Source organism: Chryseobacterium shigense (assembly GCF_900156575.1).
In the GTDB taxonomy this organism is placed as follows: domain Bacteria; phylum Bacteroidota; class Bacteroidia; order Flavobacteriales; family Weeksellaceae; genus Chryseobacterium; species Chryseobacterium shigense.
In genome coordinates this window covers 244,219-266,120 of record NZ_FTNY01000005.1, presented here as the reverse complement: position 1 = coordinate 266,120, position 21,902 = coordinate 244,219, and the positions used below count along the sequence as shown (strand labels likewise).

Genomic DNA, 21,902 nt, shown 5'->3' with positions numbered 1-21,902 from the left:
CCAAATATATCATTAAAAAGCAATTCGTGTAAGCTGTCTCTCCATTTTTATTTACGGCAAACAGTTATCTCAAATCTATAAAGGTCATTGGTTTTCTACTGGTGGGATTAAAAACAGTTTTCGACAGAATATCAAAATCAATGATTTCAATTTTAGGACTTACTCTGAGTTTAGCCCGGAAATGATCACGGACTTCATTCACGAAGGTCTCATGATCTTGCTCTGTACTTAACTTGATGATAATTTCGTCCAATCCGATTTCATCAGACTGAATAACGATCTGATAGCACAAAATGGTATTGAAATCATTTAAAATATCATTCATTGCAGGCGGATAGAGCGTGGTTCCCTTATATTTGATCATCTGCTGCTTTCTCCCTACAACAGGGCCAAGTCTCAGGGTATTTCTCCCGCATCCACACGGTTCATAATGAGCTTTTACAAGATCACCCGTCCTGAAACGAAGTAAAGGAATAGCTTCCACACCTAAAGTAGTGATGGTAAGCTCACCATTCTCTCCTTCCCCAACAGGATTTTCGTTATCATCAAGAATTTCTGTGATAATCAATTCCGGGTGATGGTGGCCTCCGATCTGAAATTCGCATTCTGTGAAAGCTGTACTCATTTCTGTAGAGGCATAGGTTGAGAATAATTTAATATCCCATTTCTCTTTGATCTTCTGCGAAAGAATATTGTCTGTAAAATCCTGATTTTTGATGCTTTCCCCGATACATACTGCACCATAAACACTGGAATTTTTGTAATCCACTCCGTTTTTTTCGGCATAGTCGATCATTTTTAAAAGGAAAGACGGGACCGTGATCAGGTATTTAGGCTTGTATCTGAATATAGAATCCCATTGAAGTTCCGGAACTCCCGGACCCATTCTTACGACACTGGCTCCCATTTTCCTCAAACCCAGAAAGTAAGCCAGGCCGGCCATAAATCTTTTATCAATTGTGGTGACCATCTGGACCACATCTCCTTTCCGGATTCCTGCACAGACAAAAGAAATGGCTTCATTATAAGCCAGCCTTTCAAGATCGCTGTCCGACAATCCGAAAGTAACCGGATCACCCAAAGTTCCCGAAGTTGTGCTGTAGTCTACGATTTTATCCTGTGAAATACAGAAAAAATCATCGTTATGCTGCTGCAGATCATCTTTTGTGGTGGTGGGGATTTTCCGCAGGTCCTCCAACGTCTGAATATCCGAGATATTGATACTGTTCTTGTTAAACAGCTTTTGATAAAAAGGCGAATTGTTTTCAAGATAAACCAGAAGTTCCTGAAGCTTGTGCTCCTGAAATTTTTTGATGTCCTGAAGGTCTGATCTTTCGATGTCCGGATAGAATTCCAATGATTTAATTTTAAGGAACAAATTTATTTAATTAAAATTAAAAGATTGAATGATTAAAAGATTAAAAAATGAGTCACCCCAATAATCTTATCTCTGAAAGGTAAAAGTCTGTGTATTTGTATTTCCTGCTGTATTCACCGTGGTTACTTTTAAAGTATGTAAACCTGAGGCTTTGGAACATTTTTCATCAAAAACATAAACAAAGTCATCTTTCATACGGGCAAAACGCAGCCATTTCCCATCGAGTTCTGCACGAAATGAAACAATGTCTCCGATTTTAGCGGTTCCTTTCAATCGTAAGCTACTCCCTGTGATCAATGCTCCTTCTTTCCATCCGGGAGAAACAGACGGCATATTCTGATCCAGCAGAAGTGTTGCCGTTCCCAATCGGTTAAACTCTGATTCCATTCTGTCACCATTCCATTTTCCTTTGACAACATGGGTATCACTTCCATAATCTAAAAGGACAACTACATTCGCTTTTTCTTCGTTGGTTAATTTTCTATTGGGTTTTATTTTTAAAGCATAATTATCATGAACGGGAATATAAGGTGAATGCAAAACGATTGTATTGGAAACAGCATCTCCATTAGTGCTTGATTTTTCAGACATTTGAAAATTCAGTGCATCATAGACTGCATTTTTGCTAAGATTGATTTCAGCATTTTCAGTGGAAATTGTTTTCCCTTCATTAGCCTTTACCATTTTATTGGTTGGAAAAATCTGATCTGAAGTTTTATTCAACCTGATTTTTGTTTTTAGTCTGCTGGTATTTCCATTGACATCTTTTAATACAATTTCAATGTTGTGAACATTTTCGTCCTTTAGATTAATGATTCCGTTTAAATCTGGCGGACTGTAATTTTTCAGCTTCATCCCCGGCAAAGAAGATAAGTGCTGAATGCTCATTTTATCTTTGATCAACTTAGGATAATCTATACAGCCATTGATATAGCGGGTGTCATCATAACTCACTTTATCAATGGAAAAGCTGTACATTACCTGATCATCCATGAGCAATTCTGCATGATAAATTCCAAGATTGAATCCCTGGTTGGCTTTATCAACTGCTTTAATCGCCAAACTAATCGTTGGTGAACTGACCTGAATTACATCTGTGGTATATACATTACCTGTTTTTTTAACAGCAATTCCGTTGGCTCCGGGCTCATAGGTACTGAAACGTCGGTCATACCAGTAAAGTCCACTGATAACAGGAGCAATACTATCCGGAATACTAAAACCAAAAAGTAACGGGTTGATGCATTCTTCAGTTTTTGTATCTCTTATCTCGAAATGCAAATGCGGGCCTGCTGAACCTCCCGTATTTCCACTTAAAGCAATGAGCTGCCCTTTAGTTACCGGAAACTGTCCGGGAGAGAACGTGATATCCTGTTCCCACTTTTCATCTTTGTACTGTCTTTCTTTAACATATTCATCAAGTTGGTCATAGTACTTATTCAGATGGGCATACAAAGTGGTATACCCATTCGGATGGGTAATATAAACTGCATTTCCAAAACCATACCGCTCGACTTTTATCCTGCTTACATATCCGTCTGCTGCTGCCACAACTGATAAATTTTCCTGGCTGTTCGTGCGCAGATCCAGGCCCATATGAAAATGATTGGTACGGACAGCCCCAAAGTTGGCGGCCAGCTGCATGGGAATAGGTAAAGGATTCCGGAAATAATTTTGCGGATAGCTTTTCTGGGCAAATATGATAATCGTACTGATGAAACAAATAATGACTACAACTTTGGACAGGGCTTTCATGAAGGGGCTGGGTTTAGGGATTATTTAAACTTACGAAATTTTAAATAAAAAAACAGATCCTCCCCATCTGTAATTGATTGATTTTACAGAAAAATAATTCCGTGATAATATTAACTATAATCGATAAAGATAAAAAAGAAGCAGATGCATTAAACATGCGAAGCAGGCAAATGGCCAGATGTGCCAAGACTTAGCGATTTTGAATAATTTACAGTCACCTCCGGGTGGTTTTTATGGCATAAATGTGTTGGAAAAACGGCTTTATTCATCATTCACTCTTCCCATTTCACCCCTTTCTTCATTTATATTTCTGAAATTGAACTTTTTAATAGATATAAGCTAAATAAAACATATATTATAAACCGACAAAATTTAGTAAATTTGCAGACTTAATTAATCAACGATATTGAGATATTTACAATGAGCCAATTTAAAGAATACAAAAACCTCAACCTTATTGACATAGCCGAGAATGTATCGGAGTTTTGGAAACAGAATAAAACGTTCAGTAAAAGTGTTGAGATTCGCGAGGGTAATGCCGAGTTTGTTTTTTATGAAGGTCCGCCTTCAGCAAACGGTATGCCCGGAATTCACCACGTAATGGCCAGAGCATTAAAGGATATTTTTTGTCGTTACCAGACTCAGAACGGAAAACAGGTTTTCCGTAAAGCAGGCTGGGATACACATGGACTTCCTGTAGAACTGGGCGTAGAAAAAGAATTAGGAATTACTAAAGAGGATATTGGCAAAAAAATCTCTATTGAAGACTACAATAAAGCTTGTCGTGAAGCGGTAATGCGATATACAGACGTATGGAATGACCTTACGGAAAAAATCGGATACTGGGTAGATCTTGAAGATCCGTACATCACGTATAAGTCAAAATATATGGAGACCGTCTGGTGGTTGCTGAAGCAGTTGTATAATAAAGAATTATTGTACAAAGGCTACACGATCCAGCCTTATTCTCCGAAAGCAGGAACAGGGCTTTCTTCTGCGGAATTAAATATGCCGGGAACTTATCACGATGTTTCTGATACTACAGTGGTAGCTCAGTTCAAAGTAAAGAAAGAATCTTCTGACTTATTTGGTGATGTGGAAGGAGACGTAAGCATTCTTGCCTGGACGACTACTCCATGGACATTGCCTTCCAACACAGCATTGGCTGTAGGAAGAGATATTGAATATGTTTTAGTTAAAACGTTTAATCAATACACTTTTGAACCCATAACGGTTGTTTTAGCGAGAGTCCTTTTAGAAAAGAACTTTGGTAAAAAATATGTGGAAGGAACTGATGAAGATTTCGCTAATTATACATCAGAAAGCAAGACAATTCCTTATCAGATTTTAAAAGAATTTACAGGAGTAAAATTAACAGGAACTCAATATGAGCAGCTAATCCCTTGGTTTAAGCCTAATGATTCCCCTGAAAAAGCTTTCAGAATAATTTTAGGAGATTTTGTAACGACTGAAGACGGAACCGGTATCGTTCACATCGCGCCAACTTTTGGTGCGGATGATGCAAGAGTGGCCAAAGAAGCCGGCATTCCTCCCATGTTGATCAAAGACGAAAATGACAATCTGGTTCCGCTGGTAGATTTACAGGGAAGATTTATCAAGGGAGCCAATGTTCCTGAATTATTCTCAGGGAAATATATCAAGAACGAATATTACGATGAGGGTACTGCGCCTGAAAAATCATGGGATGTAGAATTGGCTATTTTATTAAAAACAGAAAATAAAGCCTTCAAAGTAGAGAAATATGTTCACAGTTATCCGCACTGCTGGAGAACGGACAAGCCTGTATTGTACTATCCGCTGGATTCATGGTTTGTGAAAATGACCGCTGTGAAAGACAGACTGGTAGATTTAAACAAAGAAATCAACTGGAAGCCTAAATCTACGGGAGAAGGACGTTTTGCGAACTGGATTGAAAATGTAAACGACTGGAACCTTTCGCGTTCAAGATATTGGGGAATCCCTTTACCGATCTGGAGAACGGAAGATTTAAAAGAAGAAAAGATCATTGGTTCGGTAGAAGAATTATACAATGAAATCGAAAAATCTGTTGAGGCAGGATTCATGAGCGAAAACCCGTTCAAAGGTTTTGTGATCGGAAATATGTCTGAGCAGAATTATTCATTGGTTGATCTTCATAAAAATGTAGTAGACAAAGTAATTCTTGTTTCAGATTCAGGAGCAGCCATGAAGCGTGAAAGCGACTTGATCGACGTTTGGTTCGATTCAGGTTCGATGCCTTATGCACAGTTGCATTATCCTTTTGAGAATAAAGAATTAATTGACAATCATAAAGCATTCCCGGCAGATTTTATTGCGGAAGGCGTTGACCAGACACGTGGTTGGTTCTATACCCTTCACGCGATCGGAACCGCGGTTTTTGATTCAGTTGCCTATAAAAATGTGATGAGTAACGGGCTTGTTCTGGATAAAAACGGACTAAAGATGTCAAAATCCAAAGGAAATGGAGTGGATCCGTTTGAAACATTAGCCGTTTATGGACCGGATGCTACGAGATGGTATATGATCTCGAATGCAAACCCTTGGGAAAATCTGAAGTTTGATATCGAAGGAATCGACGAAGTAAGAAGAAAGTTCTTCGGAACCCTTTATAATACGTATTCATTCTTTGCATTATATGCCAACGTGGATGGATTCAATTATACAGAAAAAGAAGTGGAAAACCGTCCGGAAATCGACCGATGGATCCTTTCGGAGCTTAATCTTTTGGTTAAAGAAGTAAAAGCATTCTACGAAGATTACGAACCGACAAGAGTAGCCAGATCAATCAGCACCTTTGTGAATGATAACCTGAGCAACTGGTACGTAAGATTATGCAGAAGACGTTTCTGGAAAGGAGATTATTCTGATGATAAGATTTCTGCTTACCAGACTTTGTATACTTGTCTTGAGACCGTGGCGAAATTATCTGCCCCTATTGCTCCGTTCTTTATGGATCAATTGTATCAGGATCTGAATAAAGTAACCGGAAAAGAAAACGGTGAGTCTGTGCATTTAACGGACTTCCCTGTAGCAGATGAAAGTCTGATCGATCAGGATCTTGTAGAAAAAACGCATTTGGCACAGAATATTACAAGTATGGTTTTCTCGTTGAGAAAGAAAGAAAATGTAAAAGTTCGCCAGCCGTTACAAAAAGTATTGGTTCCGGTTCTGGATGCTAAAACGGAACAACAGATTTTAGCCGTTGCAGATTTGATCAAACAGGAAGTAAATGTTAAAGAACTTCAGCTGATTAATGCCGAAGAAGCCTCTCATTTAATTATAAAACAGATCAAACCGAATTTCAAAGCGCTGGGTCCTAAATTAGGAAAAGACATGAAAAGGGTAGGCGGAGAGATCGCCAATCTGAATACAGAACAGATCGCCAGTCTTGAAAAAGAAGGAAAGATAGACGTTCAAGGTTACGAAATTACCCTTTCCGATGTAGAAATTTCTACAAAAGATATCCCGGGATGGACCGTAACTTCTGACGGAAAAACAACTGTGGCATTAGATTTGACGCTAACAGATGAGTTAAAATCTGAAGGGATCGCAAGAGAGTTTATCAACAGAATTCAGAACCTGCGAAAAGAGAAGGACTTTGAACTGACAGACAGAATAAAAATCTCCATTGAAGAAAATTCACCATTCATTGAAGATGTTAGGAAAAATGAAGAATATATTTCTTCTGAGGTCTTGTCAAATAAAATAGAAATTGTATCTTCACTTTCAAATTTTAACGAAATCGAAATAGATGAGGTTAATTTTAAGATAAATGTTGAAAAAAATTAACATATAGTTATTGTTTTTTAAATTCCATTTCATAATTTTATTAAAAAAGAGAAAAGAACATGTCAGACGAAAGAGTAAGATATAATGATTCTGATTTACAAGAGTTTAAAGCGATCATTAAAGAAAAAATAGAGAAAGCAGAAAAAGATTTGCAATTGATCAGAGAAAGTTTCATCAACGACCAGAACAACGGTACGGATGATACCTCTCCAACATTCAAAGCATTTGAAGAAGGTGCAGAGACTTTAAGCAAAGAACAAAACTCTATTTTGGCAGGACGCCAGGAAAAATTCGTTCGTGATCTAAAAAATGCTTTGATCAGAATTGAGAATAAAACCTACGGTGTTTGCAGAGTAACAGGAAAGCTGATTCCTAAAGAAAGATTATTGGCTGTTCCGCATGCTACCTTAAGCATTGAAGCGAAAAATATGCAGAAATAAGCCGTAAGGTTTGTAAAAATAATATTGGGTTTATATGGTATTCATGAATACTTTATAAACCTAATTTTTAATGTATACCCATGAGCGGAGTATTAATTTTAGGCGTCATCGTGGCCGCAGTTTTGCTGTTTTTCAACAGAGCATGGATCAAAAACAGATTCTTTCCTGATGAACACAGAAACTACACCATCGATGATCAGTTTAATTCTGATAAACGCGAGAGAGAAAAAGAAATCGACAGACTTCTGAGTAAGATGGGCAAAAACGGGATCAACGACTTGTCTCCAAAAGACAGAAAGAGACTCGATGAATTGTCCAAAATGTAAAATTTTAAATAGATAAGAAAATGGAATCGATCATAGTACATCCTAAAAACCCTATGGAACTGAGCGCACTGAAAAGTGTTTTAAAAGATATGAATATCAGATACGAAAGAGCTCAGACCAAAAATACTTTCCATACAGAAAAAGTGGCCAAAAAGATTTTCGACAAGAAAAATCCTGAGAAACCTACTAAACCAAAAGGATTGTAATGAAAAAGATCTTAGCTATAACATTTTTAGTATTGTTAATTGATCAGGCTTCGAAAATTTATATCAAAACCCATTTTAATCTGGATGACAGTGTGACTGTTCTTCCGGGCTTTAAACTGACTTTCGTAGAAAATCCGGGAATGGCTTATGGCCTGCATTTCGGGGGAATCATCGGAAAATATTTTCTGGTAATTCTGAGACTTTTCTTAATCGGAGGAATGGTTTATATGTTTAAGAAATGGCTAAAACAGGGAGCTTCCAATTATCTTCTGATCCCAATGGCTATTATTTTTGCCGGTGCTATCGGAAATATCATTGACGGAATGTTCTACGGACTCATCTTCGACAGCGGTACGGTTTACGACCAAAGCATCGACCGATGGATCGGATACGGAGGAATTTCAAAGTTCGTTCCTGTAGGACAAGGCTATTCTTCCTTTATGAAAGGCTGTGTAGTAGACATGCTTCACTTTCCTATCGTAGACTGGTATGTTCCTGAAAATATTCCCGTGATCGGTGGAAAACACCTTGAATTCTTCAAATATATTTTCAACGTGGCTGACTCTGCAATTACAGTAGGTGCCGCATTCCTGTTAATATTCAGAAAAAAAGCTTTCCCCAACGGACTTGAGTTTTAAAAAACAGTATTCCGGATGAAAAAAGTAATTAAAAATATTTTTAAAATGTTCCTGCTGCTGCTTGCGGCGGGAATTATTTTTATAGCCTGGGCCAATTACAGCATCAGAAAAGAAAGCCGTGATTTTGTTTCTTACAAGATTTCTGATGTACCGGAAACTAAAGTAGCCTTACTACTCGGAACCGGAAAAACATTAAGCAACGGAATGCCTAATGCTTATTTTTATAACAGAATCCAGGCTGCTATCGATCTTTATAAGAGCGGAAAAATAAAGTACATTCTCGTAAGCGGAGACAACAGCAGCAAATACTATAATGAACCCGAAGATATGCAGTTGACTTTGATGAAGTATGGTATTCCGAAAGAAAGAATCGTGATGGATCATGCCGGATTCCGAACCCTGGATTCCGTAGTCAGGGCGAAAGATATCTTCGGACAGGATAAACTGGTGATCATTTCACAGAAATTTCACAATGAAAGAGCTGTTTTTCTGGCGAGAAAGAATGGAATGGAAGCTTTCGGATACAATGCCAATGATGTGAATAAATACGCCGGATTAAAAACCAATCTGCGAGAATATCTGGCAAAGACTAAAGTCTACTGGGATTTACTTTTCGGAGTACAGCCGAAGTTCGGAGGAAAAAAGATTTTGATCCCTTAATGTTGTCCTGCTGATTGCTTAAATTTAACGATGATCCTAATATGGGTAAGACTTTTTATCAGCAAACCATTTTTTCATATTTGAATTTTATACAAACATCCGTGCAATCTGAGGGAGAATTAATTAAATTTGCAATTCATTAATTTTTATAAATAATTTAAACAAATGTCAAGAATTCTTACCGGCATTCAAGCCACCGGAACTCCCCATCTTGGAAATCTCCTTGGGGCGATCATTCCTGCTATTGAACTTTCCAAGCAGGAAGGAAATGAATCATTTTTATTCATTGCGAATCTTCACTCTCTTACCCAGATTAAGGATGCGAAGGAGCTAAAACAAAATACCTACGAGATTGCTGCGGCTTGGCTTGCTTGTGGGCTGGATACAGAAAAAACATATTTTTACAGACAGAGTGATATCCCTGAGACCTGTGAACTTTCTTGGCATTTATCATGTTTTTTTCCTTATCAGAGACTTACCCTTGCCCATTCGTTTAAGGATAAGGCAGACCGGCTTCAGGACGTGAATGCAGGTTTGTTTACCTACCCTATTCTGATGGCTGCTGATATTTTACTGTATAATGCAGAAATAGTTCCGGTAGGAAAAGATCAGCTTCAGCACCTGGAAATCGCCCGTGATGTAGCGTCAAGATTCAACAATCAGATGGGGGAAGTTTTTGTACTGCCACAGTCTGAACTTCAGGAAGACACGAAATATGTTCCCGGAACAGACGGCCGCAAAATGTCTAAATCTATGGGAAATATCATTAATATTTTCTTACCTGAAAAGGAACTGAAAAAACAGGTGATGAGTATAGAAACCGATTCTAAAGGTCTGGAGGAACCTAAAGACCCTGAAACAGATAAAGTGTTCGCTATCTACCAGCTAATTGCCACTCCTGAACAAACCGAGGAATTAAGAGCTAAATATCTGGCTGGAAACTTCGGTTACGGACACGCCAAATTAGAGCTGTTAAGTCTGATCTTAACCCGTTTTGCAAAAGAAAGAGAAACGTTCGCCTATTATATGAACAATCTGGACGAACTGGAGGCTCAACTTCAGGAAGGTGCAGCAAAAACAAGAGTAGTGGCTACCGAAACCATTAAAAAAGTAAGAGCAAGCTTAGGAATCTAATTTTTCCTTTCCAATCCTACAAAAGCCTTTCTGTTTGAAAGGCTTTTTTTATTTCGAAAGAATAAAGCAATGCATCCCCTCTTCGAACTCATACACAATATCCCATCCGGGGTATTGTTTTATGATCGTCCTGATGATAGAAAGTCCAAGACCCGTAGAACTATGATCCGCCCCATGCTTGTAAAAACGGTTGAAGATCTGTGATTTGTCTAGAGGAATACCATTTCCACTATTCTTGAAGATTAATTTATGGTCTTCTATCACGATGTCTACATTTCCCTCCTGATTATTGTACTTCACTGCATTTTTAAGCAGGTTAGAAAGCAGGATACCGGCGAGATCAGGATTAAAATCTGCACCAAAAAATCCGTCCTCCGCAATATTAATATGAATCTTTTTAAACTCAATAAAATCCTCATAGCTTTTGACCAGCTCAGTAATCATTTCATTGAAATTAACCTTTGACGTTTTATTAAACTGACTGTTCTCAATTTTTGAAAGCATGAGCAGCGATTTATTCAATCCTGCCATTCTTCTCAAATCTCCTTTTACTTCTGAAATAAAATTCAGATTCTTTTTATCAAGATCTTCATTCTGAATCACGAGATCGATTTTGTTGATCATAATTGCCAGCGGCGTCTGAAGCTCATGCGAAGCATTTTCAATAAACTGTTTCTGCTGATGGAAAACAAGCTCATTCCTCTCAATCATTTCCTCTATTTCAACATTCAGTTCTTCAAACTCTTTGATCGAGTAGCTTTGATGCTCTTCCGGAGAAGAAACTCCGAACTGGTAGTTCTTAAGCTTATCCAGAATCGTATAAAAAGGACGCATGGCCTTATTCAGCATATAGCCATTCACGGCCAAAATACTTATGACAAGCAAAATATACAATACAATTAAAGCCGTTGTCAGGTCATACACCAACTCATCCTGTTCTACCGTAGACGTTCGTATTTCAAGCCTTTGCCTCTTTCCGAACTGATCTATAAAGTCGGTCTCAAGTACGCGATAAGGCTGGTCTTTGTCGTCATACTCCATATAAAACATCTTATTGTAGAGCCTGTTCTTCTGTTTATAGCTGGCTTCTGAAACAGGCTTGATTTTAAATTCATTAAATCCAAAATCTGTACTGTTCAATAATTCAGGATCATGATACACTGCTTTAATAATCTGTATCTTCCTGTCTTTCAATCCGTCATCTACATTATCATACACTTCATCCAGGATATAGGCGTAAAAGAGCGCTGCCCAGACTGCAATAATGAGCAGCAGGATCACGATCATGTATTTGATGGTGTAGTATTTTAAGGAGACTTTCATTAGATGAATTTATAACCTATTCCGTAAACAGCCTGGAAATCGGCTTCTGCCTTGAGGCTTTTCAATTTTTTACGAAGATTTTTAATCTGTGAATAAATAAAATCAAGACTGTCTGCCTGATCGATATAGTCTCCCCAGATCGCTTCAGCCAAAGTAGTTTTCTGTAATGTTTTTTCCGGATGAATCATAAAATAATACAAGAGATCATATTCCTTACGGTTGAGAATCAGATCTTCTTTCCCGACTTTAACGGTCCTGTTTTCCGGATCAATACTTATGTTTTTATAGGCAATGGAATTTTCGCCATCCTGATTCTTTCTTCTGATAACAGATCGGATCCTGGCCATCAGCTCGGCAAGGTGGAATGGTTTTGCCAGGTAATCATCCGCACCGATTTCTAATCCGGCTACTTTATCATCTACAGAATCTTTAGCCGATAAAATAATCACAGGATCTTTTTTATGCAGTTTCTTGATTTCCCTTAGTAAATCAATACCATTTCCGTCCGGCAGCATAATATCCAAAAGAATACAGTCATATTCATAGGAAATGATCTTTTCCAGCCCGGCACTGTAGGTAAGGGCAAATTCTACAATAAAATGCTCTGCCTCCAGAAAAGTCTGTACAGTATCTTTCAGTTCCGGTTCATCTTCAACAATTAGTATCTTCATTCCGCAATATTGGCTTATCAAATATATGAAATTAGGAAGGAAGGTTGGATTCTTCTGCTGCTCATGATATTCCGGTTACCCTTCCTGTTAAGATTTAAAAGGTTAATCTATTTAATTTAATCATCTATTTTCTTGAAGTTTCCTTTCTTGTCAAATTCAAGATCCAGTCCGTTTGAAAGTTCGGCTTTATAAGACCATCTTTCTTTTTCTACCTTAATAATATACGTATTAGGGAAATTCTTAGCCGCATAGTTTCTGATGGATGCAGGAATAAATCCATAAGGCAGTTTCTGGTGTTTCCCGTCCACTTCTTTCCAGTCTCCACTGCTGTCGAATTCTACTTTCATTCCATTAGCCAGATATACTTTATATTCGTCCACGCCATAAATCTCCCTGTCTTCAAGAGCAGATCCTACAGCAATTCCTTTAAAATGAGTGGCAAGGAAGTTTTTCGCAGTTTTAGGTAACTGATTCGCGTTGATTGCTCTATCCTGTGCAAAAATAAATCCGCCTGCCAACAAGAATATAAAAACAAGCGCTCCGGTGATTTTTCTAAAATTTTTCATACTGTTAAATTTTTTCTGTCATTATTATAAAGCAAAGGTCAGAATCAATTTAGGAAAGAATTAGGAAAACTCAATCGAGGGAAAAATAGAGAGGAATAGAAAAAAATAAGCCATTAAAATCTTAAGAAAATTAAAAAGTATCATTTGTCTTTATCTTCTTATCCTGAGTTCGGGCTAATAAAATTAACATTACGCAGCTGCTTGAAGAGGAAGATTAGAGTCTACTGGTATCCTTGTCAAGGTTTTAAACCTTGACAAGGATACTTTCTGGAGACTACACCTCGGAGTGGGTGAAACATTAATAATAGTTCAAAAACAATTCAGGTTCTTACAGCTACTGAAAAAAGTAAATTTATAGGTACTCTTTGATCTGTAAAAGATGAGTGATGGCTTTCAGACCTTCTTCCTGTTTATTTTCTTTATAAACATCGAAGAAAATCACATCGAGTCCATAGTTTTGGGAACCTACTACATCTGCAATCCAGTCGTCACCAATCATTATGCTCTCTTCTTTCTTGGCTTCTGCCAGTCCTAAAGAATAGTCAAAGATTTTTGGATTGGGTTTTCTTACCCCAATAGAATCTGCGCTGGTAATGGTTTTAAAGTACTTGTCTATTCCGGATAAGATGCATTTTCTTTCTGTCACTTCCTGAAATCCATTGGAAATAATGTGCAAAGTATAATGCCTGGATTTAAGATATTCCAAAATATATTCTGCTCCCTCCACCAGTTCATTATGGTTAAGGATCTTATCCAGAAAATGTTCTTCAAAATACTGGGAAAGCTCTTCATCATCTACTCCAAAATGCCTGAATGTATCATAAAAACGATGCTTTCTCAGATATTCTTTATCGATGATACCGTCTCTTATTTTTTCCCAGAGGCTTTCATTGATGTCATGGTAGACGGAATGAAACTCCTCAAAGTCTATCTCATAATGTAAAGTGATTTCCTGCTTTTTAAAAAGATCGTTGATGGTAAGGTAAGCATTCTTACGGTGGTCCCAGAGCGTATTGTCCAGGTCAAAAAAAATGTGCTGAATTTTCATACAGCACAAAATTAATAATTTTAATTTTTGGAAATCGGGAAATTCTTGTTTTTAGTGGAGACCACTTCAAGACTTTTTGAGTAATTCAATAGAAAATCAATTGTTTGTTTCTTAGGTTTCAAAGTTTTCACTTTTAAGGAATCATTTTTTTTCATAGGCGAAAAGTATGTTTTCCTATAAACGTGAATTTTCTAAAAATATTATCCTATCGTGTCAATACAATATTATTTTCGTCCATGATTTTTCTCAGGTTGATCAGCGCATACCTTACTCTGCCCAATGTGGTATTGATACTCATATTGGTATGATCCGCAATTTCTTTGAAGCTCAGCCCGTCAAAAAATCTTAATTTAATGACTTCCTGCTGGTTCTGTGGAAGAAACTGAAGCATCTTGAGCAGATCCTCCTGAATCTGTAACGTTACAAGTTGATCCTCAATATTTTCCGATGGCTCTCTGATCAGGTCAAAAATAGAATACTCGTCTGTTTCAAAAGTAGTTTCCGAAACTTTAACATTTTTCGCTTTTAATCTGAAATGATCAATGATAAGGTTGTGTGCGATTCTTTTTGCCCAAAGAATAAATTTACCTTCTTCATTATATCGCCCTTCTTTCAGCATCAGGATGATTTTCATGAATGTATCCTGAAAAACATCATTGGCCAGGTCTTCATCATTAATTTTGTAAAAAATGAATGTAAACAGTTCTCTCTGATGACGATGAATAATGGCTGATAGGGCTTCTTCGTCTCCTTTCTGGTAAAGGGAAATTAGTAGGCTGTCCGTTTTTAATTTCATAACTCTTCTCAATAATAAAAAATTTGCAGACCAGCAATTCTCCAGATATTTTATCTGGCCCTAGCTGTAAATACAAAACAGTTTTTTAGAGTAAAGTAAAATCAATAGGCGGTACAATTATTATAGGGTGTAAATATAATAATTTTTTAATAACTGTTAACCAATTATTAAATTTTTACGAGAAAAATTTAAAAAAACTTATTTAAACATATCATGAATAAACACTGTGGGGATATTTAATGTTAAATTAACATTTAGCCCTTTCATCTCTTTTCCGTTTAAACGGGCATCTCCAATCGGAAAAGCATATCCTCCGGCAAGATCTAAAAGTCCGAAAAGCGTAACTCCGATTTTCGGAGCAATGTATTTATTCGTTCCTTCTGCCCCTATTAAAAGGTAGTAGGAATGATAAAAGTCTACATTTTTCTCAAAATTAAGGAGTACATCTGCCTGCAATTTAGGCATGATGGCAAATTTGGAACCTGCAGAACCCATTAAAGCAGATCCTCCCAGCCTGTAAATCACGTCATCATTCTTCAGGAAAAGCAGCTTCCCTCCCACTTCTCCAAAGCTCTGGTTCTGGTAGGTATACCCCACGCTGATCATCTTGTGCATGGTGTACTGTGCCTTTGCCACTACGCTCAGGAAAAATATAAAAAGTACAGTAACTGCTGATCTAAAATTCATCATCTTTAAATTATTTAAGGTGTAAAATTAAAAAAAACTGCCTTATCCAAAGATAAAGCAGTCTATTTATTATTTCTTAAGCGAAATTAAATTCCGAAAGAAGCTTTAATCTCGTCTACTTTGTCCAGTTTTTCCCAGGTAAAGAACTCAAGACCTGTAAGGGTAATCTCATTTTTCTGACCTTTATTGAAGGTTTTATCAGCGGTATAATGCTCTTTTCCCATATGTCCGTAAGAAGCCGTTTCCAGATAGATTGGATTTCTTAGTTTCAAGTTCTGCTCGATCGCATAAGGTCTTAAATCGAAAATTGTAGATACTTTCCTTGCAATTTCACCATCATTAAGATCTACTTTCGCCGTTCCATAGGTATTGATGTATAAACCACAAGGCTCTGCAACACCGATAGCATAAGAAACCTGTACCAGAACTTCATCCGCCACACCAGCAGCGACTAAGTTCTTTGCAATATGTCTTGTTGCGTAGGCTGCACTTCTGTCTACTTTTGAAGGGTCTTTTCCAGAGAAAGCACCACCACCGTGAGCTCCTTTTCCACCGTACGTATCTACGATAATTTTTCTTCCTGTAAGACCGGTATCTCCATGAGGACCTCCGATCACAAATTTTCCAGTAGGATTGATGTGATATTTGATCTGGTCATTGAACAAAGCTTTGATCTCTTCAGTCTGCTGAGCTACTACTCTTGGAACAAGGATACTCTTAATATCTTCGCGGATTTTATTCAGCATTTCTTCTTCAGTTCCAAAATCATCGTGCTGTGTAGAAACTACGATAGAATCAATTCTTACTGGCTTATGGTCATCAGAATATTCAATAGTTACCTGGCTTTTTGCATCCGGGCGAAGGTAAGCGATTTCGCTACCGTCTCTTCTCAATACAGAAAGTTCTTTAAGAATCGTGTGGGCAAGATCTAAAGCAAGAGGCATATAATTAGCCGTCTCGTTCGTGGCATATCCGAACATCATCCCCTGGTCACCAGCACCCTGTGCGTTTGCTTTAGCTTCAAAAGATTCGTCGTTTACTGCTCTGTCTACCCCTTGGTTGATATCCGGAGACTGCTCATGGATCGCAGAGATTACTCCACACGAATCACCATTGAACATATATTCTCCTTTAGTATAGCCTATTCCGTTGATCACATCTCTTGCAATAGTCTGTACATCAAGATAGGCATCAGACTTTACTTCTCCCGCCAGTACAACCTGCCCGGTAGTTACAAGAGTTTCACACGCTACCTTAGAGTTTTTATCGTATGCTAAAAAATGATCGATTAATGCATCGGAAATTTGGTCGGCAATTTTATCCGGATGTCCTTCTGAAACTGATTCAGATGTAAATAGATAAGACATATTATTCTTTGTTTTTTAGATTAAAATAAGTGAAGAAAAATAAGAATACATTGCCCAGAAAAAAGAATACTGTTTTAGCATATTTTTAGAGAGGTTGCAATCAGGTCAAATTTTTCCTCGTTTATAAACGTCTGCAAATTTAAGTACTATTTTTTTAATACTAAAGAATTTTGCTTGTTAATTATAATTTTCTTAAAATTAATGATTTATATCACTTTGCAGACTTCTTAGTTCATTGCGGCTTGATGCTCACAAATTCCTTCGGATTGATATGATAATTAAGTTTAAGCTCTAAAGAACTTTTGATAGAGTGAGATAATTCATCAATAATCTTCTGCTTAAAGGTCGGCTTATAATAGATGATCTTGATTTCTCTGTAAGGGAAAGGTTTTTTAAATCTGAAAACATTCTCCTTCTGCTCATCGGAAAGCTGGCTCAATGCCAGTTCCGGCAAAATACTGATGCCTCCTACTTTGTCCACCATATGCACCAAGGTCTGAATGTTAGATGCCAGGAAGTCTAAATTTTTAGGTTTCAAAGTATTCTCTTTCAGATGGCAAATATTTTCAAACTGATTTCTCAGGCAATTCCCTTCCTCCAGAAGCCATACTTTTTCAACATTCAGTTCTTCAGGAATGATGTACGAGTTCTTTTTATTGGCTTCCGTATTGGAGCTGTAGATCATCAGTTCTTCATTAAACAGAAAGTCCTGATAAAATTCATCGGCAGTATCATAGGGGGTAGAAATGATTCCCGCGTCCAGCTCACCGGCTTTTAAAGCCTTGATAATATTATCTGTGGTCATTTCCTTTACATTCATCTGGATTTTCGGATTTTCTTCCAAAAACTTAAAGATTTCTGTTGGTAAAATGAACGAGGAAACAGTAGGAATAATTCCCAGATTAATCGTTCCGCCCAAAATATTATTCAAAAGATTCGCTTTATTTTTCAGCTCATTGACAGATTCTATAATTACCTTTGCCTGATCAATGATCTGAAGCCCCACATCGGTGGTACGGATAGGGTGTGTAGTTCTGTCGAACACCTTCACATCCAGTTCATCCTCAAATTTTTGTATCATCGCGCTTAACGTGGGCTGCGTGATAAAGCACGCCTGAGCGGCTTTACCAAAATGTTTGTACTTATCTACAGCGATAAGATACTCCAGTTGCTGAATGTTCATCTGATTAATATTATCTATTACAAAGATAAAAGGTTTTTGCTATTAGTAATCAAAAATTCAAGTAAATTTGATATTTAATACGTCTGCATAAGACGTTTACAAGGGAAATCAATCATACAAATCATAACGATATGGATTCTAAAAAATTAACGCTCAGCAATGGCGCTCCTTATTTTGAACACCAGGACTCACAAACCGTAGGTCCGAGAGGGCCTGTACTTTTACAGGATTTTATTCTTCAGGAAAACCTTGCTCACTTTGTAAGGGAAAGAATTCCTGAAAGAATTGTGCACGCTAAAGGAAGCGGTGCTTATGGAACATTTACGGTCACTCACGACATCAGTCAGTATACCAAAGCCAAATTATTTTCAAAAGTTGGAAATTCATGCAGGATGTTTGCCCGGTTCTCTACCGTGGGTGGAGAAAAAGGAAGTGCAGACACCGCAAGAGATCCCAGAGGTTTTGCTTTAAAATTTTATACGGAAGACGGAAACTGGGATCTGGTAGGAAACAATACACCTGTATTTTTCATTAAGGATGCCAAAAAATTTCCCGACTTTATCCACACTCAGAAAAGAGTACCGAAAACCAATTTAAAAAGCGCCACGATGATGTGGGATTTCTGGAGCCACAATCCTGAATCCCTGCACCAGGTCCTTATCTTAATGTCAGACAGAGGAACTCCGCATGGCTACAGACACATGCATGGATTCGGATCTCATACTTTTGCCATGATCAATGACAAAAACGAAAGAGTATGGGTGAAATTCCATTTTATAACAAAACAGGGAATCAAAAACTTCACCGATGCAGAGGCTGTAAAGATGGCAGGTGAAAACCCTGATTTTGCACAGGAAGATCTTTGCAACGCTATCGAAAACGGAGATTTCCCGAAATGGACGATGTTTATTCAGGTGATGACTGAAGAGCAGGCAAAAGATTTCAGATGGAATCCTTTTGATGTTACCAAGGTATGGTTCCATGATGACTTCCCGATGATCGAAGTGGGAGAAATGGAACTGAACGAGGTTCCCGTTAATTATTTTGCTCATGTAGAGCAGTCCACATTTTCACCGAGCAGCCTCGTGAACGGAATAAGCTTTTCTCCGGACAAAATGCTTCAGGGAAGACTGTTCTCTTATCCTGATGCCCACAGATACAGAGTGGGAGTGAATGCCCATCAATTGGAGGTGAACCGATGTCCTTTTGCTGTAAATAACTACCAGAGAGATGGCTTTATGGCTGATTCTAGTGAATATCAGGACAAACCTAATTATTACCCAAACAGTTTTGATGATGTAAAACCGGATCCATCTTATAAGAATTATGAATATGAACTGGACAGTGCTCATGTAGCGAATTACAACCGTAATGAAAATGACGATGATCATTACACCCAGCCTGGACTATTGTATACAAAATCCATGACTTCTGAAGACAGAGAGCATTTGATCAGCAACATTATCGGAAGCATGAAAGGAATTACAGGACCGAAAAGAGAGGAGATTATCAACCGTCAACTATGTCATTTTTTCAGAGCCAATATCGAGCTTGGCATGAAAGTGGCATCACAGCTGAATATCAATATAGATGCGAATATGATGAATCATTCGAAATAGTATTTTGAACGATAAATCAAAAAAAAGGAAAAAAAACCAATATTTTTTCCTTTTTTTTGTAAAAAATTTATAATTTGCAGAAAATAATATTTTAAAGTGGAAAAATGAGTTACGAAAATATATTATTAGAAAAAGAAGACAAATTAGCTGTTGTAACAATAAACAGACCCCAAAGCTTAAATGCTTTAAATGCAAAAACGATTCAAGAGATCAGCTCAGCAATGGATGAACTGAATGCTGACCCAACCTGTAGAGTTATTATCATTACAGGAAGCGGTGAAAAGTCATTCGTAGCAGGAGCCGATATAAAAGAATTCAGTGATTTTGGACAGGAAAAAGCCGAAGAACTGGCCAGAAACGGGCATAATACCCTGTTCAACAAAATTGAAAATACATCTAAGCCTGTAATTGCGGCCGTTAACGGTTTCGCATTAGGAGGAGGTTTAGAGCTTGCCATGGCGTGTCATATCAGATATGCATCAGAGAATGCGAGACTGGGACTTCCGGAAGTCACCCTTGGATTGATTCCAGGCTACGGAGGAACACAAAGACTTCCTAAACTTGTAGGAAAAGGCATCGCCAACGAAATGATCTTCTCCGCTAAAATGATTCCTGCTCAAAAAGCAAAAGAAATCGGATTGGTGAATGAAGTATACCCTATTGAAGAATTATTAACCAAAACAAAAGAATTAGCGAGTACTATAGCCCATAACTCACCAATGGCTATAGCAAAGGCTATACAAGCCGTTAACTTGTCTGATACGGATAAAGGTTTTGAATCTGAAATTAAGTTTTTCGGAGAACTTTTTGAATTGCAAGACAAGAAAGAAGGAGTTACTGCTTTTATAGAGAAAAGAAAGCCTAGCTTCTAAGATTTTTAATCCAAATTATTTCGAAAAAACTAATGCTGCGGTATGAATAAGTTTGATAAAGCTTATCTAAAAATGGCCCAAGAGTGGGCAAAACTTTCCTACTGTAAGAGAAAACAGGTAGGAGCTCTTATCGTAAAAGATAGGATGATTATTTCAGATGGTTACAACGGAACTCCGTCGGGGTTTGAAAACTGTTGTGAAAATGAAGAAGGGAAAACACACTGGTATGTACTTCATGCGGAAGCCAATGCGATATTAAAGCTGGCCGCTTCCACTCAGTCTGCAAAAGGTGCCACGTTATATTTAACGCTGTCGCCCTGCAAAGAATGCAGCAAACTGATTCTACAGGCAGGAATTACAAGACTTGTGTATATTAATGAGTATTCAGACGACGATGGGATAGCGTTCTTGAGAAATCATAACATTGAAATAGAACAAATATCGGACTGTGAACTAAAAAAATAAGCACAAATGACTTGGGATGAAAAGATCAAAGATTTTGAAATATTTCTTCGCTTCGAAAGAAATTTTTCAGAAAACACACTCGATGCCTATATTCGAGACATTAAAAAATTAAAAGATTACGCAGAAGTGGATCTGGAAAACGTCGGTCCAGACGCTATCGGCTACGAAAACTTACAGGAGTATATCTTCAATCTTTCCAAACAAAAATTCAGCGAAAGATCTCAGGCAAGATGGATTTCTTCTATAAAGGCTTTCTTCAAGTTTCTGCTTGAGGATGAGTTCAGAGAAGATAATCCTGCGTCTTTACTTGAAGGACCAAAATTGGGATTATATCTTCCTGACACCTTAAGCCTGCCTGATATCAACAAGATTATTGCAGCCATTGAGGCCAATTCTGACCTCGGAAAGAGAAACCATTGTATCATTGAAGTTCTTTACGGATGCGGATTGCGTGTCTCTGAACTTATTGATCTTAAAATTTCGAACATCAATTTCAAAGAACAGTACATTAAAGTAAACGGAAAGGGAAATAAAACCCGTTTCGTTCCTTTGGCTGATTATACTGCCGAACTTTTGGAAACGTACATCAACGAAGTACGGTCGAACAGCAAGATCAACAAAAAATATGAGGATACGCTGTTTCTTAACAGCCGTGGGACATCCATGTCCAGGGTAATCGTATTTCTGATCATAAAAGAACTTACGGATAAAGCTGGAGTAAGCAAAAAAATATCTCCCCATACTTTCAGACATTCTTTTGCAACGCATCTATTACAGAATGGAGCAGACCTTCGTTATATCCAGGAAATGCTGGGACACTCAAGCATTACCACAACGGAGATCTATACCCATCTGAAGACAGAAGAACTTCGGGATGTGATCCTGAATTTCCATCCGAGAAATATTAATATTGCTCAATAAGAAGTTCCATCTGACCTTTGAAAAAATAATAATAAAC

General features: G+C 37.6%; 21 protein-coding genes. 11 read left to right on the top strand and 10 right to left on the bottom strand.

Going from position 1 to position 21,902, the window contains the following annotated elements; all coding sequences use genetic code 11:
* Positions 1 to 64: 64 nt before the first annotated feature.
* Positions 65 to 1,357, bottom strand: a complete 1,293-nt coding sequence (locus tag BW964_RS18280; RefSeq protein ID WP_076509359.1) for a flexirubin biosynthesis putative acyl-CoA ligase FlxY — start codon at positions 1,355 to 1,357, stop codon at positions 65 to 67.
* A gap of 87 nt (positions 1,358 to 1,444) precedes the next feature.
* Entirely contained in the window at positions 1,445 to 3,133 is a 1,689-nt protein-coding gene (locus tag BW964_RS18275) for a M23 family metallopeptidase (protein WP_076509358.1), read from the bottom strand.
* 420 nt (positions 3,134 to 3,553) lie between these two features.
* Here BW964_RS18275 and ileS point away from each other — a divergent pair, with 420 nt between their 5' ends.
* The 7 genes from ileS to trpS all read left to right on the top strand — a co-directional run bounded on the left by ileS (position 3,554) and on the right by trpS (position 10,347).
* Positions 3,554 to 6,943: an isoleucine--tRNA ligase gene (gene ileS, locus BW964_RS18270; protein WP_076509356.1), complete on the top strand. Its 3,390-nt coding sequence runs from the start codon at positions 3,554 to 3,556 to the stop codon at positions 6,941 to 6,943.
* A 59-nt stretch (positions 6,944 to 7,002) separates the two neighbouring features.
* Complete coding sequence (locus BW964_RS18265) at positions 7,003 to 7,383, top strand: TraR/DksA family transcriptional regulator (protein ID WP_034740299.1); 381 nt, start codon at positions 7,003 to 7,005, stop codon at positions 7,381 to 7,383.
* An 80-nt stretch (positions 7,384 to 7,463) separates the two neighbouring features.
* Entirely contained in the window at positions 7,464 to 7,709 is a 246-nt protein-coding gene (locus BW964_RS18260) for a DUF6576 domain-containing protein (protein ID WP_076509355.1), read from the top strand.
* Positions 7,710 to 7,729: 20 nt separating this feature from the next.
* Entirely contained in the window at positions 7,730 to 7,915 is a 186-nt protein-coding gene (locus tag BW964_RS18255; RefSeq protein ID WP_076509353.1) for a DUF2683 family protein, read from the top strand.
* Entirely contained in the window at positions 7,915 to 8,553 is a 639-nt protein-coding gene (locus BW964_RS18250) for a lipoprotein signal peptidase (protein WP_076509351.1), read from the top strand. Before BW964_RS18255 ends, BW964_RS18250 begins: the two co-directional genes overlap by 1 nt.
* 15 nt (positions 8,554 to 8,568) lie before the next feature.
* A complete protein-coding gene (locus BW964_RS18245) occupies positions 8,569 to 9,213 on the top strand; it encodes a SanA/YdcF family protein (RefSeq protein WP_076509350.1) in 645 nt (214 codons plus the stop codon).
* A gap of 165 nt (positions 9,214 to 9,378) precedes the next feature.
* On the top strand, positions 9,379 to 10,347 hold the full coding sequence (gene trpS, locus BW964_RS18240; protein ID WP_076509348.1) for a tryptophan--tRNA ligase: 969 nt from the start codon (positions 9,379 to 9,381) through the stop codon (positions 10,345 to 10,347).
* Positions 10,348 to 10,395: 48 nt separating this feature from the next.
* On the opposite strand, the gene BW964_RS18235 is transcribed toward trpS, so the two are convergent.
* The 8 genes from BW964_RS18235 to BW964_RS18200 form a co-directional block, all read right to left on the bottom strand.
* Positions 10,396 to 11,670, bottom strand: a complete 1,275-nt coding sequence (locus tag BW964_RS18235) for a sensor histidine kinase (RefSeq protein ID WP_076509347.1) — start codon at positions 11,668 to 11,670, stop codon at positions 10,396 to 10,398.
* Positions 11,670 to 12,341: a response regulator transcription factor gene (locus tag BW964_RS18230; RefSeq protein WP_076509345.1), complete on the bottom strand. Its 672-nt coding sequence runs from the start codon at positions 12,339 to 12,341 to the stop codon at positions 11,670 to 11,672. The genes BW964_RS18235 and BW964_RS18230 overlap by 1 nt, the downstream gene beginning before the upstream one ends.
* A gap of 116 nt (positions 12,342 to 12,457) precedes the next feature.
* Positions 12,458 to 12,907, bottom strand: a complete 450-nt coding sequence (locus BW964_RS18225; protein WP_076509344.1) for a PepSY-like domain-containing protein — start codon at positions 12,905 to 12,907, stop codon at positions 12,458 to 12,460.
* A gap of 352 nt (positions 12,908 to 13,259) precedes the next feature.
* Entirely contained in the window at positions 13,260 to 13,955 is a 696-nt protein-coding gene (locus tag BW964_RS18220; RefSeq protein WP_076509342.1) for a YjjG family noncanonical pyrimidine nucleotidase, read from the bottom strand.
* Between the two features lie 205 nt (positions 13,956 to 14,160).
* Positions 14,161 to 14,751 (bottom strand): RNA polymerase sigma factor, encoded by a 591-nt coding sequence (locus BW964_RS18215; RefSeq protein ID WP_076509341.1) that lies wholly within the window; start codon positions 14,749 to 14,751, stop codon positions 14,161 to 14,163.
* Between the two features lie 198 nt (positions 14,752 to 14,949).
* Entirely contained in the window at positions 14,950 to 15,441 is a 492-nt protein-coding gene (locus tag BW964_RS18210; RefSeq protein WP_076509339.1) for a hypothetical protein, read from the bottom strand.
* Between the two features lie 83 nt (positions 15,442 to 15,524).
* Complete coding sequence (gene metK / locus BW964_RS18205; RefSeq protein ID WP_076509338.1) at positions 15,525 to 16,805, bottom strand: methionine adenosyltransferase; 1,281 nt, start codon at positions 16,803 to 16,805, stop codon at positions 15,525 to 15,527.
* Between the two features lie 232 nt (positions 16,806 to 17,037).
* Positions 17,038 to 17,988 (bottom strand): LysR substrate-binding domain-containing protein, encoded by a 951-nt coding sequence (locus tag BW964_RS18200; RefSeq protein ID WP_073335787.1) that lies wholly within the window; start codon positions 17,986 to 17,988, stop codon positions 17,038 to 17,040.
* Positions 17,989 to 18,119: 131 nt separating this feature from the next.
* Here BW964_RS18200 and BW964_RS18195 point away from each other — a divergent pair, with 131 nt between their 5' ends.
* The 4 genes from BW964_RS18195 to xerD all read left to right on the top strand — a co-directional run bounded on the left by BW964_RS18195 (position 18,120) and on the right by xerD (position 21,865).
* The gene (locus tag BW964_RS18195; protein WP_076509336.1) at positions 18,120 to 19,607 is read left to right on the top strand and encodes a catalase; all 1,488 of its coding nucleotides are present in this window, start codon (positions 18,120 to 18,122) and stop codon (positions 19,605 to 19,607) included.
* Positions 19,608 to 19,711: 104 nt separating this feature from the next.
* Positions 19,712 to 20,479, top strand: coding sequence for an enoyl-CoA hydratase/isomerase family protein (locus tag BW964_RS18190; protein ID WP_076509334.1), 768 nt, complete (start codon positions 19,712 to 19,714; stop codon positions 20,477 to 20,479).
* A 42-nt stretch (positions 20,480 to 20,521) separates the two neighbouring features.
* Positions 20,522 to 20,944, top strand: a complete 423-nt coding sequence (locus tag BW964_RS18185; protein ID WP_073335793.1) for a deoxycytidylate deaminase — start codon at positions 20,522 to 20,524, stop codon at positions 20,942 to 20,944.
* A gap of 6 nt (positions 20,945 to 20,950) precedes the next feature.
* Positions 20,951 to 21,865: a site-specific tyrosine recombinase XerD gene (gene xerD, locus BW964_RS18180; protein WP_076509333.1), complete on the top strand. Its 915-nt coding sequence runs from the start codon at positions 20,951 to 20,953 to the stop codon at positions 21,863 to 21,865.
* The last annotated feature ends 37 nt before the right edge of the window (positions 21,866 to 21,902 follow it).

Bases quoted from the DNA above. Each gene is read 5' to 3' on its own strand.
- BW964_RS18215 (WP_076509341.1), bottom strand. From the start codon at position 14,751: ATGAAATTAAAAACGGACAGCCTACTAATTTCCCTTTACCAGAAAGGA.
- trpS (WP_076509348.1), top strand. From the start codon at position 9,379: ATGTCAAGAATTCTTACCGGCATTCAAGCCACCGGAACTCCCCATCTT.
- BW964_RS18200 (WP_073335787.1), bottom strand. From the start codon at position 17,988: ATGAACATTCAGCAACTGGAGTATCTTATCGCTGTAGATAAGTACAAA.
- BW964_RS18195 (WP_076509336.1), top strand. From the start codon at position 18,120: ATGGATTCTAAAAAATTAACGCTCAGCAATGGCGCTCCTTATTTTGAA.
- BW964_RS18250 (WP_076509351.1), top strand. From the start codon at position 7,915: ATGAAAAAGATCTTAGCTATAACATTTTTAGTATTGTTAATTGATCAG.
- BW964_RS18225 (WP_076509344.1), bottom strand. From the start codon at position 12,907: ATGAAAAATTTTAGAAAAATCACCGGAGCGCTTGTTTTTATATTCTTG.
- BW964_RS18255 (WP_076509353.1), top strand. From the start codon at position 7,730: ATGGAATCGATCATAGTACATCCTAAAAACCCTATGGAACTGAGCGCA.
- BW964_RS18265 (WP_034740299.1), top strand. From the start codon at position 7,003: ATGTCAGACGAAAGAGTAAGATATAATGATTCTGATTTACAAGAGTTT.
- BW964_RS18230 (WP_076509345.1), bottom strand. From the start codon at position 12,341: ATGAAGATACTAATTGTTGAAGATGAACCGGAACTGAAAGATACTGTA.
- BW964_RS18220 (WP_076509342.1), bottom strand. From the start codon at position 13,955: ATGAAAATTCAGCACATTTTTTTTGACCTGGACAATACGCTCTGGGAC.
- BW964_RS18245 (WP_076509350.1), top strand. From the start codon at position 8,569: ATGAAAAAAGTAATTAAAAATATTTTTAAAATGTTCCTGCTGCTGCTT.
- metK (WP_076509338.1), bottom strand. From the start codon at position 16,805: ATGTCTTATCTATTTACATCTGAATCAGTTTCAGAAGGACATCCGGAT.
- BW964_RS18190 (WP_076509334.1), top strand. From the start codon at position 19,712: ATGAGTTACGAAAATATATTATTAGAAAAAGAAGACAAATTAGCTGTT.
- BW964_RS18185 (WP_073335793.1), top strand. From the start codon at position 20,522: ATGAATAAGTTTGATAAAGCTTATCTAAAAATGGCCCAAGAGTGGGCA.
- BW964_RS18235 (WP_076509347.1), bottom strand. From the start codon at position 11,670: ATGAAAGTCTCCTTAAAATACTACACCATCAAATACATGATCGTGATC.
- BW964_RS18260 (WP_076509355.1), top strand. From the start codon at position 7,464: ATGAGCGGAGTATTAATTTTAGGCGTCATCGTGGCCGCAGTTTTGCTG.
- ileS (WP_076509356.1), top strand. From the start codon at position 3,554: ATGAGCCAATTTAAAGAATACAAAAACCTCAACCTTATTGACATAGCC.
- BW964_RS18210 (WP_076509339.1), bottom strand. From the start codon at position 15,441: ATGATGAATTTTAGATCAGCAGTTACTGTACTTTTTATATTTTTCCTG.
- xerD (WP_076509333.1), top strand. From the start codon at position 20,951: ATGACTTGGGATGAAAAGATCAAAGATTTTGAAATATTTCTTCGCTTC.
- BW964_RS18275 (WP_076509358.1), bottom strand. From the start codon at position 3,133: ATGAAAGCCCTGTCCAAAGTTGTAGTCATTATTTGTTTCATCAGTACG.